19 protein-coding genes are annotated in these 21,492 nt (G+C 71.2%); 2 read left to right on the top strand and 17 right to left on the bottom strand.

Annotated features, from left to right (window positions below; translation table 11 throughout):
- Positions 1 to 2 precede the first annotated feature (2 nt).
- From SHK19_RS03010 to rsmI, 8 genes are all read right to left on the bottom strand, one after another.
- A complete protein-coding gene (locus SHK19_RS03010; protein ID WP_322937800.1) occupies positions 3 to 512 on the bottom strand; it encodes a histidine phosphatase family protein in 510 nt (169 codons plus the stop codon).
- On the bottom strand, positions 509 to 2,350 hold the full coding sequence (locus tag SHK19_RS03005; RefSeq protein WP_322937799.1) for an ABC-F family ATP-binding cassette domain-containing protein: 1,842 nt from the start codon (positions 2,348 to 2,350) through the stop codon (positions 509 to 511). The genes SHK19_RS03010 and SHK19_RS03005 overlap by 4 nt, the downstream gene beginning before the upstream one ends.
- Positions 2,347 to 3,285, bottom strand: a complete 939-nt coding sequence (locus SHK19_RS03000; protein ID WP_322456994.1) for a 4-(cytidine 5'-diphospho)-2-C-methyl-D-erythritol kinase — start codon at positions 3,283 to 3,285, stop codon at positions 2,347 to 2,349. The genes SHK19_RS03005 and SHK19_RS03000 overlap by 4 nt, the downstream gene beginning before the upstream one ends.
- Entirely contained in the window at positions 3,282 to 4,151 is an 870-nt protein-coding gene (gene rsmA / locus SHK19_RS02995; RefSeq protein ID WP_322456995.1) for a 16S rRNA (adenine(1518)-N(6)/adenine(1519)-N(6))-dimethyltransferase RsmA, read from the bottom strand. The genes SHK19_RS03000 and rsmA overlap by 4 nt, the downstream gene beginning before the upstream one ends.
- A 30-nt stretch (positions 4,152 to 4,181) precedes the next feature.
- A complete protein-coding gene (locus SHK19_RS02990; protein WP_322456996.1) occupies positions 4,182 to 5,402 on the bottom strand; it encodes a transglycosylase family protein in 1,221 nt (406 codons plus the stop codon).
- A gap of 288 nt (positions 5,403 to 5,690) precedes the next feature.
- A complete protein-coding gene (locus tag SHK19_RS02985; RefSeq protein ID WP_322937798.1) occupies positions 5,691 to 6,536 on the bottom strand; it encodes a TatD family hydrolase in 846 nt (281 codons plus the stop codon).
- Complete coding sequence (locus SHK19_RS02980) at positions 6,533 to 7,372, bottom strand: alpha/beta fold hydrolase (protein ID WP_322456998.1); 840 nt, start codon at positions 7,370 to 7,372, stop codon at positions 6,533 to 6,535. The genes SHK19_RS02985 and SHK19_RS02980 overlap by 4 nt, the downstream gene beginning before the upstream one ends.
- A complete protein-coding gene (gene rsmI / locus SHK19_RS02975; protein ID WP_322456999.1) occupies positions 7,365 to 8,213 on the bottom strand; it encodes a 16S rRNA (cytidine(1402)-2'-O)-methyltransferase in 849 nt (282 codons plus the stop codon). The genes SHK19_RS02980 and rsmI overlap by 8 nt, the downstream gene beginning before the upstream one ends.
- Before the next feature lie 126 nt (positions 8,214 to 8,339).
- On the opposite strand from rsmI, the gene SHK19_RS02970 reads away from it, so the two are divergent.
- Together SHK19_RS02970 and SHK19_RS02965 are read left to right on the top strand one after the other, a co-directional pair.
- Complete coding sequence (locus SHK19_RS02970; protein ID WP_322937797.1) at positions 8,340 to 10,163, top strand: dolichyl-phosphate-mannose--protein mannosyltransferase; 1,824 nt, start codon at positions 8,340 to 8,342, stop codon at positions 10,161 to 10,163.
- A gap of 5 nt (positions 10,164 to 10,168) precedes the next feature.
- Complete coding sequence (locus SHK19_RS02965) at positions 10,169 to 10,681, top strand: hypothetical protein (protein ID WP_322937796.1); 513 nt, start codon at positions 10,169 to 10,171, stop codon at positions 10,679 to 10,681.
- Between the two features lie 81 nt (positions 10,682 to 10,762).
- On the opposite strand, the gene SHK19_RS02960 is transcribed toward SHK19_RS02965, so the two are convergent.
- The 9 genes from SHK19_RS02960 to SHK19_RS02920 form a co-directional block, all read right to left on the bottom strand.
- Complete coding sequence (locus SHK19_RS02960) at positions 10,763 to 11,287, bottom strand: DUF6328 family protein (RefSeq protein ID WP_322458296.1); 525 nt, start codon at positions 11,285 to 11,287, stop codon at positions 10,763 to 10,765.
- A 91-nt stretch (positions 11,288 to 11,378) separates the two neighbouring features.
- The gene (locus SHK19_RS02955; protein ID WP_322937795.1) at positions 11,379 to 12,239 is read right to left on the bottom strand and encodes an SDR family oxidoreductase; all 861 of its coding nucleotides are present in this window, start codon (positions 12,237 to 12,239) and stop codon (positions 11,379 to 11,381) included.
- Between the two features lie 317 nt (positions 12,240 to 12,556).
- The gene (locus SHK19_RS02950) at positions 12,557 to 13,291 is read right to left on the bottom strand and encodes a PAS and ANTAR domain-containing protein (protein ID WP_322458298.1); all 735 of its coding nucleotides are present in this window, start codon (positions 13,289 to 13,291) and stop codon (positions 12,557 to 12,559) included.
- A 247-nt stretch (positions 13,292 to 13,538) separates the two neighbouring features.
- On the bottom strand, positions 13,539 to 14,402 hold the full coding sequence (locus SHK19_RS02945) for a sigma-70 family RNA polymerase sigma factor (RefSeq protein ID WP_322937794.1): 864 nt from the start codon (positions 14,400 to 14,402) through the stop codon (positions 13,539 to 13,541).
- 123 nt (positions 14,403 to 14,525) lie between these two features.
- Entirely contained in the window at positions 14,526 to 15,197 is a 672-nt protein-coding gene (locus tag SHK19_RS02940; RefSeq protein WP_322937793.1) for a hypothetical protein, read from the bottom strand.
- 221 nt (positions 15,198 to 15,418) lie between these two features.
- The gene (katG, locus tag SHK19_RS02935) at positions 15,419 to 17,623 is read right to left on the bottom strand and encodes a catalase/peroxidase HPI (RefSeq protein WP_322937792.1); all 2,205 of its coding nucleotides are present in this window, start codon (positions 17,621 to 17,623) and stop codon (positions 15,419 to 15,421) included.
- A 28-nt stretch (positions 17,624 to 17,651) separates the two neighbouring features.
- Positions 17,652 to 18,080, bottom strand: a complete 429-nt coding sequence (locus SHK19_RS02930; RefSeq protein WP_322938669.1) for a Fur family transcriptional regulator — start codon at positions 18,078 to 18,080, stop codon at positions 17,652 to 17,654.
- Between the two features lie 92 nt (positions 18,081 to 18,172).
- Entirely contained in the window at positions 18,173 to 20,740 is a 2,568-nt protein-coding gene (locus SHK19_RS02925) for a DUF4153 domain-containing protein (protein ID WP_322937791.1), read from the bottom strand.
- Positions 20,737 to 21,441: a response regulator transcription factor gene (locus SHK19_RS02920; RefSeq protein WP_322937790.1), complete on the bottom strand. Its 705-nt coding sequence runs from the start codon at positions 21,439 to 21,441 to the stop codon at positions 20,737 to 20,739. The genes SHK19_RS02925 and SHK19_RS02920 overlap by 4 nt, the downstream gene beginning before the upstream one ends.
- Between the last annotated feature and the right edge of the window lie 51 nt (positions 21,442 to 21,492).

The raw sequence follows: 21,492 nt of genomic DNA, 5'->3' as shown, positions 1-21,492 counted from the left end.
GATCAGACGACGATCAGGTCCGGCATCGCCAGATCACGCCAGCGGTCGAGGTCGGGCGGAGCGCCCGTGAGCTCGGCGACAAGGAGGGTCCAGGCGGTGCCGTGCCCGACGAGCACCAGGTCGGTCTCGGGGTGGTCGGCCACGAGGCCGCGGACGGTGGCGGTGACGCGGTCGCGGCAGACCGAGAGGGGTTCCCAGCCGTCGTACGCCGGGGCGTCCGGCTGGTCGAACGCGCGCCGCACCGTGCCGGCGAAGTCGGCGATCCACGCGGCCGATTCGCGGACGTGCTCGCGGAGGCCGTCCACGATGCCGACCTCGCCCTCGGTGAGCAGCTGGGCGGTCGCGATCGCCTTGGGCTCCGGCGAGGTGAACCACGCAGCGCGAGCGGGAAGCCGGCCCGACTCCCGGAGCGCCCACACGTCGTCGAACCCCGCCGGGTCGAGCTCCCACTCCGCCGCCGGACGGGCGCGGTCGATCAGCGGCCGGCCGTGCCGGACCAGGTAGAGCGTCACTCCAGGACCTCGGCGGCCTCGAGCCACTCCAGCTCGACCGCCTGCTTCTCGGCCAGCAATCCCGCCAGGTCCTTTCCCAGCTCGGCCAGGCGCTCGGGATCGCTCGCGTGCGCCGCCAGGGCCTCGGTCAGCTCGGCCTCACGGGCGGCCAGGCGCACCAGCTGCTTGTCGAGACGGGCCAGGGCCTTGCGCGCCGTACGCTCCTCGGCCGAGCCTGGCTTAACCCTGGGTTGAGGTGGGAGGGGTAGGTCACCGGGTTTCGACGCGCCCGTCGCGACCTCGTCCCTCGGTCGCGGGGCTTGCTCAACCTCGTCTCGCGACGCAGTCCGCTCGTTCCTCGCGGCCTGCTGCTCGCTTGACCGACGCTCGAGGTACTCGTCGACACCACGGGGCAGCATCGAGATCTGGCCGTCGCCGAGCAGTGCCCAGACCGAGTCGGTGACCCGCTCGAGGAAGTAGCGGTCGTGGGAGACGACGACGAGGGTGCCGGGCCAGCCGTCGAGGAAGTCCTCGAGGACGTTGAGGGTCTCGATGTCGAGGTCGTTGGTGGGCTCGTCGAGCAGCAGCACGTTGGGCTCGGTCAGCAGCAGCCGCAGCAGCTGGAACCGGCGCCGCTCACCGCCGGACAGGTCGCCGAGGCGCGCGGTGAGCTTGTCGCCGGTGAAGCCGAACCGCTCGAGCAGGGCGCTCGCGGAGATCTCGCCGTCGAGAGTCCGGGTCACCCGCCGGATCGACTCGACGGTGTCGAGCACCCGCCCTTCCGGGTTGTCGAACTCCAGGGCCTGCGTCAGGTGCTCGAGTACGACGGTGCGCCCCCGCCGTACCCGCCCCTGCTGCGGCGCCAGCTCGCCGGAGATGAGCGACAGCACCGACGTCTTCCCGGCGCCGTTGACCCCGACGATGCCCACGCGATCGCCCGGTCCCAGGCGCCAGGTCGCGCGCTCGAGCAGCACGCGATCGCCGCGGGCGAGGTCGACGTCCTCGATGTCGATGACGTCCTTGCCGAGCCGCTGGGTCGCGAACCGCTGCAGCTCGAGCCGGTCGCGCGGCGGCGGGACGTCCTCGATCAGCACGTTGGCCGCGTCGATCCGGAACTTCGGCTTGGAGGTCCGGGCCGGCGGACCGCGGCGCAGCCAGGCGAGCTCCTTGCGGACCAGGTTCTGCCGCCGTACCTCTGACGCGGCCGCCTGCCGCAGCCGTTCTGCCTTCGCGAGCACGAACGCCGCGTAGCCACCTTCGTAGGTGTCGACGACCCCGTCGTGCACCTCCCACGTCTGCTGGCAGACCGCGTCGAGGAACCACCGGTCGTGGGTGACCACGACCAGCGCCGACGGCCGGGCGGCCAGGTGTGTGGCGAGCCAGGCGACGGCCTCGACGTCGAGGTGGTTGGTGGGCTCGTCGAGGACGATCAGGTCGTGGTCGCCGATGAGCAGTCCGGCCAGGCCGCAGCGCCGTCGCTCGCCACCGGACAGCCCGGCGACCGCCCGGTCGAGCTCGACTCCGGCCAGCAGCACCGTGACGATCTCCCGGAGGGACGCGTCGGCGGCCCACTCGTGGTCGGACCGTCCGCCGAGCACGACCTCCCGGACGGTGTGGGTGTCGGAGAAGTCGTCGGTCTGGCGCAGGTAGCCGATCGGCAGTCCCCGCTGCCGCGACACCCGGCCCTCGTCGGGTTCCTCCTCGCCGGTCATCACCCGCAGCAGCGTGGTCTTGCCGTCGCCGTTGCGGCCGACGATGCCGATCCGCTCACCCGCGCCGATGCCGAGGGAGACGTCGGTGAGGAGCGGGCGCACGCCGTAGGACTTGGAGACCCGCTCCAGGTTGAGGAGGTTGCTCATCCGTACGCCACCACGTGCGCGCCCGCGACCGGGCCGTGCACGACGGCGGTCCGGTCGTAGCCGCGCTCCGCGAGCCGGCCGGCGATGGCGCGGGCGCTGTCGGCATCGGCTGCCAGTGCCAGCATCGTGGGACCCGAGCCGGACAGCAGCGCGTACGACGCCTGGCACTCGAGCGCGGCCTCGGCCACCGCCTGGAGATCGGGCCGCAGGTAGAACGCGGCGTCCTCGAGATCGTTGTAGAGGAACACCTGGAGGTGCTCGCCGTTGGCCGGAGCGCGCAGCGCCTCGAGCATCTGGGGGCGGATCCGGTAGTCGTGATCGCCGCCCTCGAGCAGGTCGTAGGCGCCGTAGACCGACGGTGTCGACAACCCGTCGTCGCTGAAGACGACGACCCACCACCAGCTGCCGTTGTCCTCGACCGGGGTGACCACCTCGCCGCGGCCGGTCCCGGTCGCGGTGCCACCGACGAGTGCGAACGGCACGTCCGACCCCAGCTCGGCGCCGATCGCGAGGAGCTCCTCGTCGGCGGTACCGAGGCTCCACAGCCGGTCGAGTGCAACCAGCGTGGCGGCGGCGTCGGCCGACCCCCCAGCCATCCCGCCCGCGACCGGGATGCCCTTGTTGATCTGGATCGCGGCCGCGCGGTCGTCGAGACGGTGGTGGGCGACGAGCGCCTTGCCGGCCCGGATGGCGATGTTCGAGTCGTCGTCCGGAACCTCCCGGACCTCGACGTGGACGCCGTCGGCGATCGTGGAGACCGACCACTCCTCGGCGTCGGTCACGGTGACGTCGTCGTAGAGCGACACCGCCTGGTAGACGGTCTCGAGCGGGTGGAAGCCGTCCGGACGAACCTTCCCGACACCGAGGTAGATGTTGATCTTGGCGGGCGCGCGCACGGTCACCGAGATCGGGTCCGGCAGGAGTGCAGCGCTCACGCCTCCGATCCTGCCAACTCCTCGGCGATCCGGACGAAATCAGAGATGCCCAGCGACTCCCCGCGGGCGAGCGGATCGATGCCGGCGGCCACCAACACCGCCTCGGCAGCCTCGGCCGAGCCGGCGAGGCCCCGCAGGAGACCCCGCAGCATCTTGCGGCGCTGCGCGAAGGCGGCGTCCACGACCGCGAAGACCTGCTCGCGGCTGACGGCGGTCGTCGGCGGCTCCCGTCGGGTCCAGGCGACCAGGCCCGAGTCAACGTTCGGCGCCGGCCAGAACACGTTGCGCCCGATCGCCCCGGCGCGTCGAACGTCGGCGTACCAGGCGGCCTTGACCGACGGCACGCCGTACGTCCGGGAGCCAGGCGGCGCCGCCAGCCGGTCGGCGACCTCGGACTGCACCATCACCAGGCCGTGCTCGAGCGACGGCAGCAGCGCCAGCAGGTGCAGCAGCACCGGGACCGAGACGTTGTAGGGCAGGTTCGCGACCAGTGCGGTCGGCGGCGGCCCGGGGAGCTCGGTGATCCGCAGCGCGTCAGCGAGTACGACGCGCACCCGGTCGGCCTGCTGGGGGGCGTACTCGGCGATCGTGCCCGGCAGCGCCTCCGCGAGCACGGGGTCGACCTCGACCGCGGTGACCGATGCGGCGGTCTCGAGCAACGCCAGGGTCAGCGAGCCGAGCCCGGGTCCGACCTCCACCACGACGTCCGCGGCCGTCACGCCGGACTCGCGGACGATCCGGCGCACGGTGTTGGCGTCGATGACGAAGTTCTGGCCGCGCTGCTTGGTCGGCCGCAGGTCGAGGCGCGCCGCCAGCGAACGCACTTCCGCCGGCCCGAGGAGTTTCGGACCGGCGGAAGTGCTCATGCCATGGAGGCTAGTGCCAACGCACCACGACTACTGGGGCAGGCCGAGCTGCGCGGAGCAGTGCGGCCAGGAGCCGTAGCCACCGGTCGCCGCACGGAGCCGCTCCGCCACGGCGATCTGCGCCTCGCGGCTGTTCTGGTGCGGGTAGCCGGAGCCGCCGTACGCCTGCCAGGTGCCGAGGTTGAACTGCAGGCCGCCGTAGTAGCCGTTGCCGGTGTTGATGGCCCAGTTGCCGCCGGACTCGCACTGCGCCAGGGCGTCCCAGACGCTGCTGCCGCCGGCGTAGTTGGAGGTGACGACCTCCTGGGTGCCGACCTCGACGATCTCGGCGACCGGCTCGTCGGTCACCTTGGTGCTGACGACGGTGCGCTTGACCTCGTCGCCGTTGCGGTACCGGATCTTGTAGACGACGTTGCGCATGCCGGCCTCGCCCGAACGGACGACGGTCTCGGTGCCCTCGGGCGACGAGGAGTCCTCGCGGGTGATCGTCTCGGCGGAGAAGGACTCACCCTTCACGCGCTTGGTCTTGACCTCGATGTCGACCCAGCGGACCCGGTCGCCATCCTCGATCTTGGCGTCCCGCTTCGGGAACACGAGGTCGCGCTTGTCGAGCTTGACGTCGAGCGCGCGCAGCGCGTCGTTGACGGTCATCGCCGGCACGCTGACCTTCTTGGGCTTCTTCCCGGCGAGCTCGACCTTGAGGGTCTTGGGCGTGACGACCTCGAGCTCGAGGCCACCACGGTCGATCGTGGTGCCACGGCTGGCCGACAGCCGGGCGCCGCGGTAGAGCGCGCCGATCTGGCTGAGGGCGCCGTCGACGTCGGTCGCGGTCACCCAGTGGGTGTCGGTCTTGCCGTCGACGGTCAGCTCGACCTCACGACCGAACCGGACCGCGATGCGGGTCCCGTCGGAGATCTCCTCGTCGACGTCGGGCTGCACCACGTCGTGCGAGGTCAGCTCGATGCCCTCGTCCTCGAGGACGTCGCCGACGGTGTCACCGGAGGCGCGGACCTGGCGCTCTTCCCCGTCGACCGACAAGGTCACGGGGGTCGTCATCGCCCGGTAGCCGAACGTCGCGCCGCTGACGGCGAGGACGACCACGGCGATGGTGGCGATGAGGGCGACCCTGCTGCGGCCGGCCCGACCGAACAGGGCGGCGGCGCGGGTCTTCAGCGAAGGCTGGGTCGAATCGGGGGTTGAATCTGGGGTCGCGGGCGGGAGGTTCTGGGTATGGCTCTCGTCAGAGGGCACGATTCTCCGTACGTCGTACTCCCCGGGCCTCAGGCTTCCAGCGTGTTCTCCCCCACGGAGGTGGCGCTCCGTCGTACCTCATACGTACGGCGGCAGGTCCCGATGCTGGCCGAGTTGTGCTGCCCGATCCCGGCTTTCTGTCATCTACCAGAACAAGAGCAAGCACCGGAATGCAAACCGGCGGCCGAGTTTTTACGCTCACGACGTGACTCGACTCACCTGATCGACACCACTTCTGCCCCACTGGTCACACTCAGTTGCTAACTATTGCTAGCACGATGCTCGGGTTCACCAGGCGCCACCGAACGCTCGTTCGGTGTTGGCGTCGATCGCCGCGCAGAGGTCACCGAGGTCCTCACCGCGCTCCGCCGCCATGGCGCGCACCGTCAGCGGCACCAGGTAGGAGCCGTTGGTGCGGCCGCGGTAGGGATGCGGCGTGAGGTACGGCGCGTCGGTCTCGACCAGCACCCGGTCCTGGGGAGTGACGACCAGCGCGTTGCGCAGCGGCGCGGCGTTCTTGAACGTCACCGTCCCGGCGAAGGACAGGTAGGCGCCGCGGTCCAGGCACGCGCGGGCGAACGCGGCGTCGCCGGAGAAGCAGTGCATCACCCAGCGTTCGGGCGCGCCCTCGGCGTCGAGGACGTCCAGCACCTCCTGGTGGGCGTCGCGGTCGTGGATCACCAGCGTCTTGTCGAGCCGCTTGGCGAGGTCGATGTGGGCGGCGAACGACGCGACCTGCGCCGCCCGCCCGTCGGGGCCGGTGCGGTAGTGGTCGAGCCCGGTCTCCCCCACCGCCCGCACCCGCGGATGGACCGCGGCCAGCTCGGCGATCGCCTCCAGCGCCGCGTCGAGCCCGCCGGCGGCGGCCAGGCGCGGCGCCTCGTTGGGGTGGAGCGCGACGCCCGCGACCAGCTCGGGATGGGTCCGGGCCGCCTCGACCGCCCAGGTCGCGCGCCGCAGGTCGCAGCCGATCTGCACGATGCGTCGTACGCCGACGGCGGTCGCCGCGTCGATCGCCGCGCGGACGTCCCACGGCTCACCGTCACGGCCGATGTCGAGGTGGCAGTGGTTGTCGACGACCGGGTGCGGCAGCGGATCCGGCGCCGGCGGCAGGTCGTGGGGCGCCTCGGTCACCCGGCCACCCGCTCGAGGATCGCGCCGGCGAGCACGTCGGGAACCTCCGTCGGGACCCAGTGCGAGACGCCGTCGAGGACGACCAGCCGGAACGGACCGTCGACCCACTCCGCACTGTGCGCGGCACCCCACCGGCCGAGCGCCACGTCACCGGTGCTCCAGACCATGGTCGTGGGCGCGGAGACCCGGAACCGGACGATCCTCGGATCGGTCAGGAGCATCCCGCGGTAGCAGCCGAACGACGTCGGCAGCGCGCCGTCGTCGACGATCTCGCGCCGGAACCGCGCGACGTCCTCGCGGCTCATGCCGCCCTTCAGCAGCTGGAGGTCGAACCAGTCCGACCAGCGCCGGATTGTCAGCTCCGGCAGGACGGGCAGGGCGAGCGCCGCCATGTACCAGGACTTTCGCAGCTGGTCGGACTTCACCATCGCCTTGAAGAAGGCGGCCGGGTGGCCCACGGACACCGCGGTGAGTGTCCGCACCTTGTCCGGATGGAGGCCGGCGACCGCCCAGGCGACGGCCGCTCCCCAGTCGTGGCCGACGACGTGAGCGCTGCCGCCTGCCTCGTCGATGAGCGCGACGACGTCGTCGACGAGCAGCGATAGCCGGTAGTCACGTCGCCGTCGGGGGCGGGCACGCGGCGCGAACCCGCGCCGGTCCATCGCGAGCGTCCGGTAGCCGGCGGCGTTGAGGATCGGCGTCACGTGCCGCCAGCTGGTCGCGCGCTCCGGCCAGCCGTGCAGGAGCACGACGGGCTCTCCGTCGACCGGACCGGCGTCGATCACGTCGAACGCCAGCCCGTCCCGCTCGACTGCGCGGATCCGCTCTTCAGTCATCAATGTGCACCACCTGGTAGACGTCACGCTTGGGCAGGCCCGCCTGCTTGGCGACCGCGACGATCGCCTCCTTGCGGCTCAACCCGTCGTCGACGAGCGCGTCGACGGCGGAGCGCAGGCTAGCGGGATCGGTGTCGACGGCGGCCACGGGCGGGGCGCCGGCGACCACGATCGTCACCTCGCCGCGCACACCTTCGGCCGCCCACTGGGCGAGCTCGCCGACCGGCCCCCGCCGTACCTCCTCGTAGGTCTTGGTCAGCTCGCGGCACACCGCCGCCGGCCGGTCGTCGCCGAACGCACCGGCCATCGCCGACAGCGCGGCCCCGGTGCGGTGCGGGGCCTCGAAGAACACCATCGTCCGCGGCTCGGCGGCGAGCTCCGCCAGCCGTCGCGAGCGCTCGCCGCCCTTGCGCGGCAGGAACCCCTCGAAGCAGAACCGGTCGACCGGCAGGCCGGACACGGCGAGCGCCGTCAGCACCGCGCTCGGACCGGGCACCGCGGTCACGTGGATGCCGGCCGCGACCGCCGCTGCCACCAGCCGGTACCCGGGGTCCGACACCGACGGCATGCCGGCATCCGTCACCAGCACCACCCGCTCGCCGGCCTCGAGCGCCTCGAGCAGCTGCGGCGTACGCGCCGACTCGTTGCCCTCGAAGTACGAGACCACCCGGCCGGTCACCTCGATGCCGAGGTCGGTCGCCAGCCGCCGCAGCCGTCGGGTGTCCTCCGCGGCGACGACGTCCGCCCCCGCAAGCTCCTCGGCCAGCCGCGGTGGCGCATCGGAGACCCTCCCGATCGGCGTCGCCGCCAGCACCAGCACGCCAGGTCCCGGTGCAATCACGACTCGATCATGTCAGCCCCGCCGAGCCGGCTCATCTGTACGCCGACCCGGCTGGTTTGAACGAGCCGGGTCGGCGTACAGATGAGCCGGGTCGGCGTGAGGGGGGAGACCGTAGAGTTCTGGCTCGTGACCGCGACCGACGAGAAGCCGCCTGTCACGCGGTGGAGCGGGTTGTCCCGGACCGCCGACGGCCGGCCGGTGCCGTCGGCGGCCGAACGGGCACGCGGAAACCTGGCCGGGCTCCGCCTGAGCGACCGTTTGGTCGGGTGGGCGGCACCGATCGCAGTGACGTTGCTGGCGTTCGGGCTGCGGCTGTACCACCTCGGTACGCCGAAGCGGTTCGCGTTCGACGAGACCTACTACGCCAAGGACGCCTGGTCGCTGCTCAACAACGGCTACGCGCAGACCTACCTGACCGACGTCGACGGCGACACCGAGAACAAGATCGACGACGACATCCTCGCCGGTCACGTCCACGACGTGTGGACGGGCGATCCGTCGATGGCGGTGCACCCCGAGGTCGGCAAGTGGCTGATCGCGCTCGGTGAGAAGGCGTTCGGGATGGACCCGTCCGGCTGGCGGGTCGCGTCGGCCGTCATCGGCGCCCTCATGGTGCTGGTGATGTGCCGGTTGCTGCGGCGGATGACCGGCTCCACCGTGCTCGGGTGCATCGGCGGCCTGCTGCTGATGTTCGACGGCCTGCACTTCGTGCTCTCGCGGCTGGCGCTGCTCGACATCTTCGTCGCGTTCTTCATCCTCTGCGCGGTCCATTGCCTGATCGCCGATCGCGACCACTTCCGGCGCCGGCTCGGCCGTCGGGTCTTGACAGGCTCGACCACCGAGGGCGGCGAGGAGCCGATGGTCGGGTGGGGCCCGGTGGCGTCCGTGCTCTTCCGGCCGTGGCTGGTCGCCGGCGGCATCTGCTTCGGGCTGGCGGTCGGCACCAAGTGGTCGGCGGTCTACCCGCTCGCGGTGTTCGGCCTGGTGGTCTGGATCTGGAGCGCGGGCGCCCGTCGGAGCTTCGGCGTCCGCTGGCCCGTCGTGAAGTCCGCCCTCGTCGACGGCGTGCCCGCCTTCTTCCAGATCGTGATCGTCGGGATCCTCGTCTACATCGCGACGTGGGGCGGGTGGCTCGCCAACGCCGGCGAGTACGAGGAGCACCTCAGCTCCACGCAGTACCGGCAGTACACCGGCGAGGGGCACTGCGCCGAGGACGAGGACTCCTACATCGCGACCAACCTCGACGAGAACAAGAAGTGGGCAACCGCCGACGAGAAGGACGCTAGCGGGATCGGCGAAGCGTGGCAGTCGCTCCGATCCCTCTGGTACTACCACCAGGACGTCTACACGTTCCACACGCACTTCCTGGACTGCTCCGAGCACACCTACGAGTCCAAGCCGTCGAGCTGGTTGCTCATCAACCGACCGGTCGGCGTCGCGGTGACGAACGACATCCAGCCGGCCGACCGGGAGCTGCCACCGGACCAGCAGGACCTCCCGCGCGACGAGGACTGCGACGCGCCCGAGGGCAGCGACTGCATCCGGCAGGTGCTGCTGATCGGCACCCCGATGATCTGGTGGGGCGGCTGCATCGCCCTGCTGTTCTCGGTCGTGATGTGGATCGGCGCGCGGGACTGGAGGTACGGCGTCGCCGTCGTCGGGACCCTCTCGACCTGGCTGCCGTGGATGCTCTACGACGACCGGCCGATCTTCTACTTCTACGCCATCGCGATCCTGCCGTTCATCGTGATCGCCCTGACGCTGTCGATCGGCACCCTGATCGGCCCGTCCCGACTGCCGTCGAGCCGGCGCACGATCGGCGTGGTCATCAGTGGGGCGTTCGTCGTGCTCGTGCTGGTCAACTACGCGTGGTTCTGGCCGATCTGGACCAACGGTCTGCTGACCAGCAGCGAGTGGCTGGACCGGATCTGGTTCTCGAGATGGGTGTGATGACGATGTCCAGGACACAGATCGTCGGAGCGGCCCTGGTGGCCGTCCTCCTCGTCGTGATGGTCTCGTTGCTGGTGATCGGCGGCGACGACGACGGTGGCACGGACGGGGCCTCCGACCCGACGACGGGCGCGTTGACCACGCACCGGGTCGTCGCGGACGACACCTGGTGCAGCGGCTGGCAGGACCTGGTCGCGATCCAAGGTCAGTACGTCGCCAGCCCCACCCCCGAGGCCGCTGCGGCGTTGCTGGCGGTCGTCGAGGACCTGCAGTCGCTCGGCGTGCCCGAGAGCCTCGATCCTGCCGGTTACACCGAGCTCACCGCCGTGCTCGACGACATCCGGGCCAGCGTCGACCCGTCGTTCACGCCGACGGCCGTGCCGTCGGAGCCCGCCGACGTGGCCGTCGAGGACGACGAGGGCCACGACGACCACGAGACCGACGAGCACGAGGGCCACGGCGCGGATGCCGACGAAGCGCCGTTCGGCGCCTGGCTGGCGGAGTACTGCTCGGTCTGACCCGCGCCGAGCTCCAGCCTCAGTGGTTGTAGGTCTCGTCGTCCTTGATGCTGGGGCCGTGGTCCTTGGCGGGCATCGTGCTCAGTCCCGGGCTAAGAGGGGGGTGACGAGCCAGAGCCCGACGAACAGGATGAAGACCAGGACGGAGGCCACGATCGCGGCGGTGGTCCCGACCACGACGTCGAAGACGAACAGCACCACCCCCGACGACACGAAGGCGAGGAGGACGAGACCGGCGCGGGCGCACAGGTTCGCCGCGCGGACCAGCCAGGGCTTCTCGTTCTGGCGGAACAGGATGCGGTGGAACGACACCGGCCCCACGATCACGCAGGTCGTCACCACCGAGCCGACCAGCACGCAGAGGTAGACCGTGCGCTGCCAGTCGTCGAGCGACGTGAACCGGTCGGTGAACGGGATGGTCAGCAGGAAGCCGGTGAGGATCTGGACACCGGTCTGCGCGACGCGCAGCTCCTGGAGCAGCTCGTTCCAGTTGCGGGTGAGTCGCTCCAGCTGGGACTCACCGTCCTGCGGCGCCGCGTCCTCCGACGAGTCGTCCTGCGGAGATTCTGTGGCTGCCGCGTGCCGGCGTACGTACGCAGCAGCCACAGGACCTCGGTCTTCCTGAGGGTCGCCGGAAGCGGGGACGTCCGGCGAGCTCATGGCTCCGAGGTACCCGTCGGGTCTGCGTTCATAACCATCAGAACACCGGCTTGCCGCCGGTGACCCCGAGGACCGTCCCGGAGACGTACGACGCCTCGGTCGGCGACGCCAGGAACACGAACGCCGGGGCGACCTCCGCCGGCTGCCCGGCCCGGCCCAGCGGCGTGTCGGCGCCGAAGTGCTCGATCTTCTCCGGCTCCTGGGTGGCCGGCTGCAGCGGCGTCCAGACCGGACCAGGCGCGACGGCGTTGACCCGGATGCCGTCGGGACCGAGCTGCGCGGCGAGGTTGACCGTGAAGTTGTTGATCGCGGCCTTGGTCGCGGCGTAGTCGAGCAGGCTCGTGGACGGGTCGTACGCCTGGATCGACGTGTTGTTGATGATGCAGCCGGGCCCCTTCCGCAGGTGCGGGATCGCGGCGCGGCACAGCCACAGCAGGGCGTAGAGGTTGGTCTTGAACGTGCGGTCGATCCGCTCGTCGTCGTAGTCCTCGATCGTGTCGTCGCGCGCCATCTGGAAGCCTGCGTTGTTGACCAGGATGTCGAGGCCGCCGAGCTCCGCGACGGTCCGTTCGACGGCCTCGTCGCAGGACGGGCGCTGGCAGAGGTCCAGCGGCAGCGGCAGGGAGGTCCGGCCGGCGTCGCGGACCAGCCGCACAGTCTCCTCGGCGTCGTCGTGCTCCTCGGGCAGGCACGTGAACGCGACGTCGGCGCCCTCGCGCGCGTAGGCGACCGCCACCGCGCGACCGATGCCGGAGTCGCCGCCGGTCACCAGCGCGACCTTGCCCTCGAGGCGACCGTGTCCGACGTAGCTGTCCTCGCCGTGGTCCGGCCGCGGTCGCATCTCGTCGGTCAGTCCGGGTGGCTCCTGCTGCTGGGCTGGGAACTCGACGTCGCTCATGGGCAATTCGATACCCGGCGTGGTCCTTCTCACCCGCCCGGCAAACGCACCGGATGCCGGCCGGCACCCGGGGTACCGCACCGACAGAAGGCGTTCGAGAGGAGAGGTCCGCATGACAGTCTCCGGGTCGAGCAACCGGCCACTGATGGTCACCGGGTTCGTGGTCGTTCTGCTGCTGGTGCTCGGCCTCTTGTTGCTGGTGGGGGTCGTGCTGAGTTGAGCCCCTGGGCCCAACACCCCCTCCCCCCGGGAGGCGCGATTCCCACCTTTCGCTCAATCCGAGGGACAGCCGGTCGGCTGCTCCGGATCCGACGGACCTAGCGGTCTTTGTCGGGGTTGGCACCGGAGCGGTCGGCTGGCGCCTTTCTGCCAGTGGTGAGGTCGTCGATCAGGCCGTCGAGCATGCCGCGAAGGCCGGGATGGCTCATGTGCCCCATGCGGGCGACCTCGATCAGGCGGTCGGCGATCTCGCGCACCTTCACGTTGCGGTTGCGCGACCACCAGCGCAGCATCGCGAACGCGGCGTCGGAGTCGAGCCCGTAGCCCAGCATCAGGATGCCCTTGGCCTGCTCGATCGTCTCCCTGGCCGCGGCAGACGCGGCAACGGCGGCGTCGGCCGCCGCGGCGTTCTCGGCGGCGAACTCAGGCGTCAGGTCGAGGTAGTAGCCGACCAGCTGTTCGACCTGGCCGTCGCCGTCGCGGATGCCCTCACCCACGACCACGACCCGGCGCTCCCCGTCCTTGGTCCGGATCCGGTAGTAGAGGTTGAACGGGTCGCCGGTGGAGACCGCGTGCTTGAACGTCTGCTCCACCCGGTCGCGGTCACCGTCGTGCTTGTGCATGAGGAAGAGCTCGGTCGTCGGCTCGACCTCTCCGGGCTCGTAGCCGTGGATGGCGAAGACGTCGTCGTCCCACTCCCACCGGTCGTTGCGTACGTCGTACGCGAACCGGCCGGTCTGCCGGTCGCCGTCCTCGAACGGACGGACCACCGGCTCCGGCACGTCAGCCAGGCTGTCCTCGCGACGCGCCGCGGGGGTGTCCACGGTATCCATCCAACCTCCCTGTCCCATCTGCGCCGAGCCTATGCGGTGACATCACACAGGTATCGGCGCAGGAGAGAGCTCCCGGCCACGCGCACCCCACTGCGCGCTTTGGGGGCAATCATCCACGACCGCCGGACGTCCCGGCAAGGAACGCCACCGGCCGTCTCACGACAGGGGTCGACCGCCGCAGAGCGGACGGACGACGCCGTCGTCCCCCGCTCCGCGGCGGTGAAGGTGTTTCCGCCCGTCGGGGCGGTCAGGCGGCCTTGGTGGCCTTGGTGACCTTGGGGGCCGTACCGCGACGCCCGGTGATCGAACGCCGCAGGTCGGTGAGGATCCGCTGCAGGAGCCTCGAGACCTGGACCTGGGTGACCCCGAGCTCGTCGGCGATCTGCTGCTGCGTCTTCTGCTCGTAGAAGCGCATCTCCAGGATCCGGCGGTCGCGGTGCTTCAGGCCCCGGCACGCCGGCCCGAGCACGGCGACGGCCTCGGCCCGCTTGAAGCCGAGCTCCTCGCTGGGCAGCCGGTCGATCCACGAGAACGCGGCGTCTCCCGGCGGGCTGTCGTTGAGCGAGTCCGGCGATGCGCAGGTGCCCGACTCGTGGGCCTCCAGCACGTCGTCCGTCGTGCACCCGACCGCCTTGGCGATCTCGCTCGGCCGCGGTGGGCGTCCGAGCTGCTGGGTCAGCTCCTCCTCGGCCGCGGTGAGCCGCGGTCGGAGCTCCTGGATCCGGCGCGGCGGGCGAACCGTCCAGGTGGCGTCACGGAAGTAGCGCTTGAGCTCCCCGAGGATGCTCGGCACGGCGAAGACGAGCAGGTCGTCCCCGCGAGCCGGGTCGTAGCCGTGCACCGCCTTGGTGAGCGCAAGGCAGGCGACCTGCTCGAGCTCCTCGAGCGGCTGACCGCGGTTGCGATAGCGCGAGGCCAGGGCCTTCGCGACCGGGATGTTGAGCACGATCACCTGGTCGAGGAGGAGCCGGCGCTCCTCGCCCTCGCTCGCGGCGGCCTGGCTGATCAGTGCGGCCGTGCGTTGCTTGCGATCGTCGGGTTCGGCTTCCGCCCGGCTCCGAAGGGGATCGAACGGTTGATGGACAGGTTCGGCAATTGCTGAGCTAGACATGTCTCTGACTCCGAAGGTCAAGAGCAGTCGTGGCGGTTGGCTGGGCCACGCAATCGTCTGGTGACGATGTACCCCGCTGAAACGGGGGTCAAACCAAACTTTTTTCGACTTTCTTCTTCGACCTTAACGCAGCCGGTCGGAGTCGAGAAGCGCGCCCGGTCGTTCGCTGGGCCGGCTCCAGGAGATGGTGCCGGCCACCCGGATCTCGCTGACGACCGAGGCCATCGGCAGCTCGAATGCGATCGACGCGCCGGTGGTGGCGACCCACGCGCCGTCGATGACGTCGTCGTCGAGGTAGAAGGTGGACTCGTCGCCGTACGGGGTGGGGCTCAGGTGGAAGTCGTCGACCTCCCACCACTCCACCTCGTCCGCCTCGGCGCGTCGCCGCAGGTCGTCGAGGAGGTAGAGGCCGGGACCCACGTGGTCGGGGATGGCGACCGAGAACGACGTCAGCTGGGTCGATCCCAGCTCGACCGGGTCGATGCCCTCGACCCGCACGATCAACCACGAGAGCGGGCTCGGCTCGCCTGCGACGCGGCCGGCGTCCGTCGGCCGCTCCTCGCTGACCTCGCACGGCAGGTCGACGGTGATCGTGGCTTCGACGTCGCCGCAGACGGTCAGGCTGAGCGTGGCCGTGGAGAGCTCCTGGAGCCGCTCGCGCCGCTCGGTCTCGTCCTCGGCGAGGAAGCCAGGGGCAGCCTCGATCAACCCCGCCCACCGGTCGAGGATCTCGCGGTCCTCGTCCGTGACGACGGCAGGGGGAACTGCCGCCGCGGTGGTCTGGTTCCAGGTCAACTTGTGCCCCTTTGTGATGGCCCGGCGCCCGAGCTGCACTCCAGCGTGCCGACACGGAGAGAGTAGGGGAGGCGCGAGGCCGTGCTGCTCAATTTCGCAGATTGTTACGTTCGTGTCGATCTCACTTCCGACAAGCCGACGAGGGGCCCGCCCCGGCAGATCGCCGGGGCGGGCCCCTCTGTGACGCCCGTACGACGCCTGTAGGGCGCCCGTAGGACCGCTCAGTCGTCGAAGCGGTCGGCTTCCATCACCTTGGTCCACGCCGCCACGAAGTCGGCGACGAACTTCTCGTTGGCGTCGTCGCTCGCGTAGACCTCTGCGAGGGCGCGGAGCTGCGAGTTCGAGCCGAAGACGAGGTCGACGGCGGTCGCCGTACGGACGACCTCGCCGGTGGCCCGGTCGCGGCCTTCGTAGACGCCCTCGGCCGACTCGGAGACCTTCCACTCCACGCCCATGTCGAGCAGCGCGCCGAAGAAGTCCGTCGTCAGTACTCCTGGGCGGTCGGTGAAGACCCCGTGCGCGGTGCCGCCGTAGTTGGTGCCGAGGGCACGCATGCCGCCCACCAACGCGGTCATCTCCGGCGCCGACAGCTCGAGCATGTACGCCCGGTCGACGAGGAGCGTCTCGGGCGGCAGCTTCTCGCCGGGGCGCACGTAGTTGCGGAACCCGTCGGCCCGCGGCTCGAGCACGGCGAACGACTCGACGTCGGTCTGCTCCTGCGTGGCGTCGGTGCGGCCGGGGCGGAACGGCACGGTGACGTCGACGCCGGCGTCCTTGGCTGCCTTCTCGACGGCGGCGGCGCCGGCCAGCACGATCAGGTCAGCCAGCGAGATCCTGGCTCCGCCGGCCGCGTTGAACTCCTGCTGCACCTGCTCCAGCGTCTGCAGCACCGTGGCCAGCTCGGCCGGGTTGTTGACCTCCCAGTCCTTCTGCGGAGCGAGCCGGATCCGGGCACCGTTGGCGCCGCCGCGCTTGTCGGTGGTGCGGAAGCTCGCCGCGGAGGCCCAAGCGGTCGAGACCAGCTGCGACACCGTCAGGCCGCTGTCGAGCACCTTCGCCTTGAGCGTCACCACGTCGTCGTCGGACACCAGCTCGTGGTCGACGGCCGGGACCGGGTCCTGCCAGATCTGCGGCTCCGGCACCCAGGGACCGAGGTAGCGCTCGACCGGGCCCATGTCACGGTGGAGCAGCTTGTACCAGGCCTTGGCGAAGGCCAGCCGGAACTCGTCCGGGTTCTCGTGGAAGCGCCGCGAGATCGGCTCGTACGTCGGATCGAACCGGAGTGCCAGGTCCGACGTCAGCATTGTGGGAAGTCGTTTCGGGGAGCCCTCGGCCGGACCCGGGATGATCGCCTCCGCGTCCTTCGCGACCCACTGGTTCGCGCCGGCGGGGCTCTTGGTCAGCTCCCACTCGTGGCCGAAGAGCATGTCGAAGAAGCCGTTGTCCCACCTCGTCGGCTCGGGAGTCCAGGTGACCTCGAGACCGCTGGTGATCGCGTCGGCGCCCGTGCCGCTGCCGTGCTCGCTCTTCCAGCCGAAGCCCTGCGCCTCGATCGGCGCGCCCTCGGGCTCGACACCGACCAGGTCGGGGTCGCCCGCGCCATGAGTCTTGCCGAAGGTGTGGCCGCCGGCGATGAGGGCGACGGTCTCCTCGTCGTTCATCGCCATCCGGCGGAACGTCTCGCGGATGTCGCGGGCCGAGGCCATCGGGTCGGGGTTGCCGCCCGGACCCTCGGGGTTGACGTAGATGAGGCCCATCTGGACGGCACCGAGCGGCTCGGCGAGCTCGCGGTCGCCGCTGTAGCGCTCGTCGCCCAGCCAGATGTCCTCCGGACCCCAGAAGATCTCCTCCGGCTCCCAGACGTCCTCACGACCGAAGCCGAAGCCGAAGGTCTCGAACCCCATGTCCTCCAGCGCGACGTTGCCGGCGAGGACGAGCAGGTCAGCCCACGAGATCTTCTGGCCGTACTTCTTCTTCACCGGCCACAGCAGCCGGCGGGCCTTGTCGAGGTTGCCGTTGTCGGGCCAGCTGTTGAGCGGCGCGAACCGCTGGTCGCCGCTGCCGGCGCCGCCGCGGCCGTCGTAGATGCGGTAGGTGCCGGCCGCGTGCCAGCTCAGCCGGATCATCAGCCCGCCGTAGTGGCCGAAGTCCGCCGGCCACCAGTCCTGGGAGGTGCGGAGCACCTCGACGATGTCGCGCTTGAGCGCGTCGACGTCGAGGGTCGCGAACGCGTTGGCGTAGTCGAAGTCCTCGCCCAGCGGGTTGGACGCCGGAGCGTGCTGGTGCAGCACGCGCAGGTCGACCTGGTTGGGCCACCAGTCCTGGTTGCTGTGGGGCCGGCCGGCCTTCGCCGTCGGTGAGTCGAGCGCGGGGTTCTCGCTCTCGCTGCCTTCGCTGGTGACGCCGTGTTCGACGGGGCAGTTCATGGGAAACCTTTCGGACGTTCTGGACGGGTCAGGGTCGGGCGGTGGAACAGGCGGGGCAGGTGCCCCAGTAGATGACCTCGGCCTCGTCGATGACGAAGCCGCGGTCGTCGGACGCGGTCAGGCACGGGATCTCACCGACGGCGCAGTCGACGTCGGCGATGGCACCGCAGGAGCGGCACACGGCGTGGTGGTGGTTGTCGCCGACGCGCGCTTCGTAGCGCGCCACCGAACCCGAGGGCTGGATCCGCCGGATCAGTCCGGCCGCGGTCAGCGCGCGCAGCACGTCGTAGACGGCTTGGTGGGAGACCTCGCCGCCCTCGCCGCCCTCGCTGCCCCCGCCGTCGACGGAGCGGACCGCGCCGATGATGGCGTCGGTGTCGGCGTGCGGGAGCGCGTGCACGGCACCGAGGACGGCGACCCGGGGGCGGGTCACCCGAAGGTCGGCAGCCCGGAGCATCTGCTCGTAGTCGCGCGTCGTGGTCACGAGTACAGTCCTACCGCCTTTTCTTGAATGATTCAAGACTGACGCGCGGGTAACGTGCGCCGCCCCTACTCGTAGGTCTGGCCCGGGCAGTCGGTCCGGTGCACCCAGCCGTCCTCGTGCTCCTCGACGAAGTCGCTCGCGAGCGCACGGCCGAGGTTCCACTCCAGCCAGTCGTCCTCGTCCCGAACGTCGAGGTCGATCGCGCACTCCTCGAGGTCGTCGGGAAGGTCCCGCAGCACGGGGAGGGCGTCGTCGGAGAGGCCGGACAGGTAGGTCCAGTCGACGTCGCCCGTCTCGTCGTACCGGTCGAGGTTCTGGCGGGCGATCCACGCGTCGGGATTGAGCGCGGCCAGGCCGAGCAGGAGCACGACGCCGGAGACCAGCCCGAACCGCGGCAGCCAGGTGGCGCGCAGCGCGATGCCGCCCGCCATGGTCGCGAGCACGAGGAGTCCGAGCCAGCCCTCGAAGACGTCGACCAACAGCCGCAGGCGCGTGAACCCGTAGGCGTCCTGGTAGACGCTCATCCGGTACAGCGCGGACGCGACGACCACCATCGTCGCCGCGCAGAGCAGGCCGAGGGACCCGCGGATCCAGGCGCGGTCCGCCGGCGTCGCCCGCGGTGCCTTGCGGCTCGCCGCCCACACGACGAGCAGGGTGAGCGCGGTGGCCACGGTGAGCTGGCCGAAACCCTGGTGGACGTACTCGGCGTAGGTCAGGCCGGTCGTGCGTTCGAGGTAGTCGTGCCCACCGAAGATGACCGCGGCCTGTGCGACCAGGAACAGCACGAAGACGGCGTCGACGACGAGCACGGGCGCGAGCCACTCGAAGCGGTGCGCCACCGGCCGCGGCGACCGCTCCCCTCCGCCGACGCTCGGCGGGTTGAGTGCGAGGTAGCCGCCCGCGAGCACGACGCCTCCCACGAAGAACGCGACGAACGACCGCAGGGCGAAGTCCTCCGACCCGATGTCCGGTACGACGGCGCCGACCCACTCGGCGAAGAGCGCGTCGGCCGACGCGAAGAGCAGGGCGAAGACGGCGAGGCCGATGGCCGACAGCACCGCCGTCCGGGCCAGCGCGGCCTTGTTGCCGAGGCCGGTGACCACCCGCAGCGTGCGGCCGAGCCAGGGCAGGCCGCGGAGGCCCGAGAGCGGCCAGGAGACGACCGACACGACGAAGCCCGGGACCGTGCGGCCGCGGACCAGGCCGATCGCACTCAGGCCACCCCCGGCGAGCAGGCACAGGACGGCGATCCACTCCGCGTCCCGCAACACCGGCACGGTCGCGAGCGCCAGGCAGAGCGCCGCGCAGCACAGCGTGAACGGATCGCGACGGTGGCGGCTGCAGGCGAACAGCACGCCGCCGGCCGCCACCAGGACGACGAACACACCCAGGCCCAGGTCCCGGTACGGCAGCACGATCCCGGCCAGCACTCCGACGCCGAGCGCGCCGAGGAGCACCCGCATGTTGCCGGGCAGGGACCGCTCGGGCCAGAAGTCGCCGAAGATCGCGTCGGTGAGCGGCGCCGGGGCGGTCGGGTCAGGCACCGACGGGGGCAGGACCGGCGGGGGTGGTGCCGGCGGGGTGGCGGGCTGGGGCACGGGGACCTCCTCGCGCGGCGGGCGTGCGGTCGGGCTGGCGGGAAGGTCGGCGCGGACGCGGGCGCCGGACGCGCCGGGCTCGGGGTCGACGAAGCGGATGGTGCCGCCGTGCAGGTCGGTGACCCAGCGGGCGATGGCCAGGCCGAGACCGGTGCCGCCGCCTCCGCTGTGGACGCTGTCCTCGCCGAGGGTGCCGAACCGCTCGAACGCCCGCTCGCGGTCTCCGGGCGCGACGCCCGGCCCCTGGTCGGACACCTCGAGCAGCCACCGGTCCGCGGTCGCGTGGGCGCTGACGACGACGACACCGCCCGGAGGGCTGTGCCGCGATGCGTTGTCGAGCAGGTTGGCGACGAGCTGGTGCAGTCTGGCCGGATCGCCCTGGACGGCGAGGTCGGGCGGGTCGACGCGGACGTCGTAGGTCACGTCCCGCCCGCTGACCCGGGCCTGGGTCACCGCTGCGTCGAGCAGCCGGCGTACGTCGACCTGCCGGCGGGCGAGCGGCGCCTTGCCGGCGTCGACGCGGGAGAGGTCGAGCAGGTCGCCGACGAGGCCGGCCATTCGTTCCCCCTGGTCGAGCGCGGCGCGCAGGGTCACCGGGTCGGGCTCGGCGACTCCGTCGGCGAGGTTCTCGAGGACTGCGTTGAGGGCGGTGAGCGGAGTGCGCAGCTCGTGGCTGACGTTGGCGACCAGGTCGCGGCGCTGCCGGTCGACGGCGGCGAGCTCCTCGGCCATCCGGTTGAACGCGTCCGCGAGCTCGCCGACCTCGTCCCGCGACGTCGCGGTGACCCGCACGGCGTGGTCACCCGATGCCATCCGACGTGCAGCGGTGGTCATCTCGCGCAGTGGCGAGGTCATCCCGACCGCGAGGAGCTGGGTGACCGCGAGGGCGAGTGCGACCGTCACCGGGATGCTGAGCCAGACCGGCACTCCCCCGGCCTCCCCGATGGTCGCGACCACCACGGCGACGACGACGCTGGCGACGACCAGGAGACCCAGCTTCACCTTGACCGAGCGGACCGGGTCGAGGAGGCTCACGGCCCGTCGCTCCGGTGGGCCTCGAGTGCGTAGCCGACGCCGTGGACGGTGCGGACACGATCGGCGCCGATCTTGGCGCGCAGCGCCTTCACGTGGCTGTCGACGGTACGGGTGCCGGACGCCCCGGGCCAGCCCCAGACGTCGGCCAGCAGGCGCTCGCGGGTGAGCACCGTGCCGGGCTCGGAGGCGAGGCAGACCAGCAGGTCGAACTCCGTCGGCGTCAGGTGGACCTCGTCCTCCGCGGCCCAGACCCGGCGGGCGCCGGCGTCGATCCGGAGGTCGCCCAGGTCGGTGGCAGCGGATCCTGCTCCGGCCAAGGCTGCGGCGCGGTCGACCCGGCGCAGCAACGAGGCGACCCGGGCCACGAGCTCGCGCATCCGGAACGGCTTGGTCAGGTAGTCGTCGGCGCCCACGCCGAGTCCGACCAGGATGTCGGTCTCGTCGTCGCGGGCGGTGAGCATCAGCACCGGCACCGGGCGGACCGCCTGGACCCGGCGGCACACCTCGTGCCCGTCGAACCCGGGCAGCATCACGTCGAGCACGACCAGGTCGGGCTCGTGCTCGGCGAAGGCCTGCACCGCGGCGGGCCCGTCGTAGGCCTGTGCGACGTCGTACCCCTCCGCCGTCAGGCGATCGCTCACGGCCCCGTTGATCACGGGCTCGTCCTCGACGACGAGGATCCGGCGGGGCCGCTGGGTCATGCTCTTGAGGTTAGGAGGGCCCGGGGCCTCGAGGCGCGGACGACGCGTGAA

Origin of the sequence: Nocardioides bizhenqiangii (assembly GCF_034661235.1) — a bacterium.
Classification (GTDB): Bacteria; Actinomycetota; Actinomycetes; order Propionibacteriales; family Nocardioidaceae; genus Nocardioides; species Nocardioides bizhenqiangii.
This window is presented reverse-complemented; position numbering and strand designations above follow the sequence as displayed.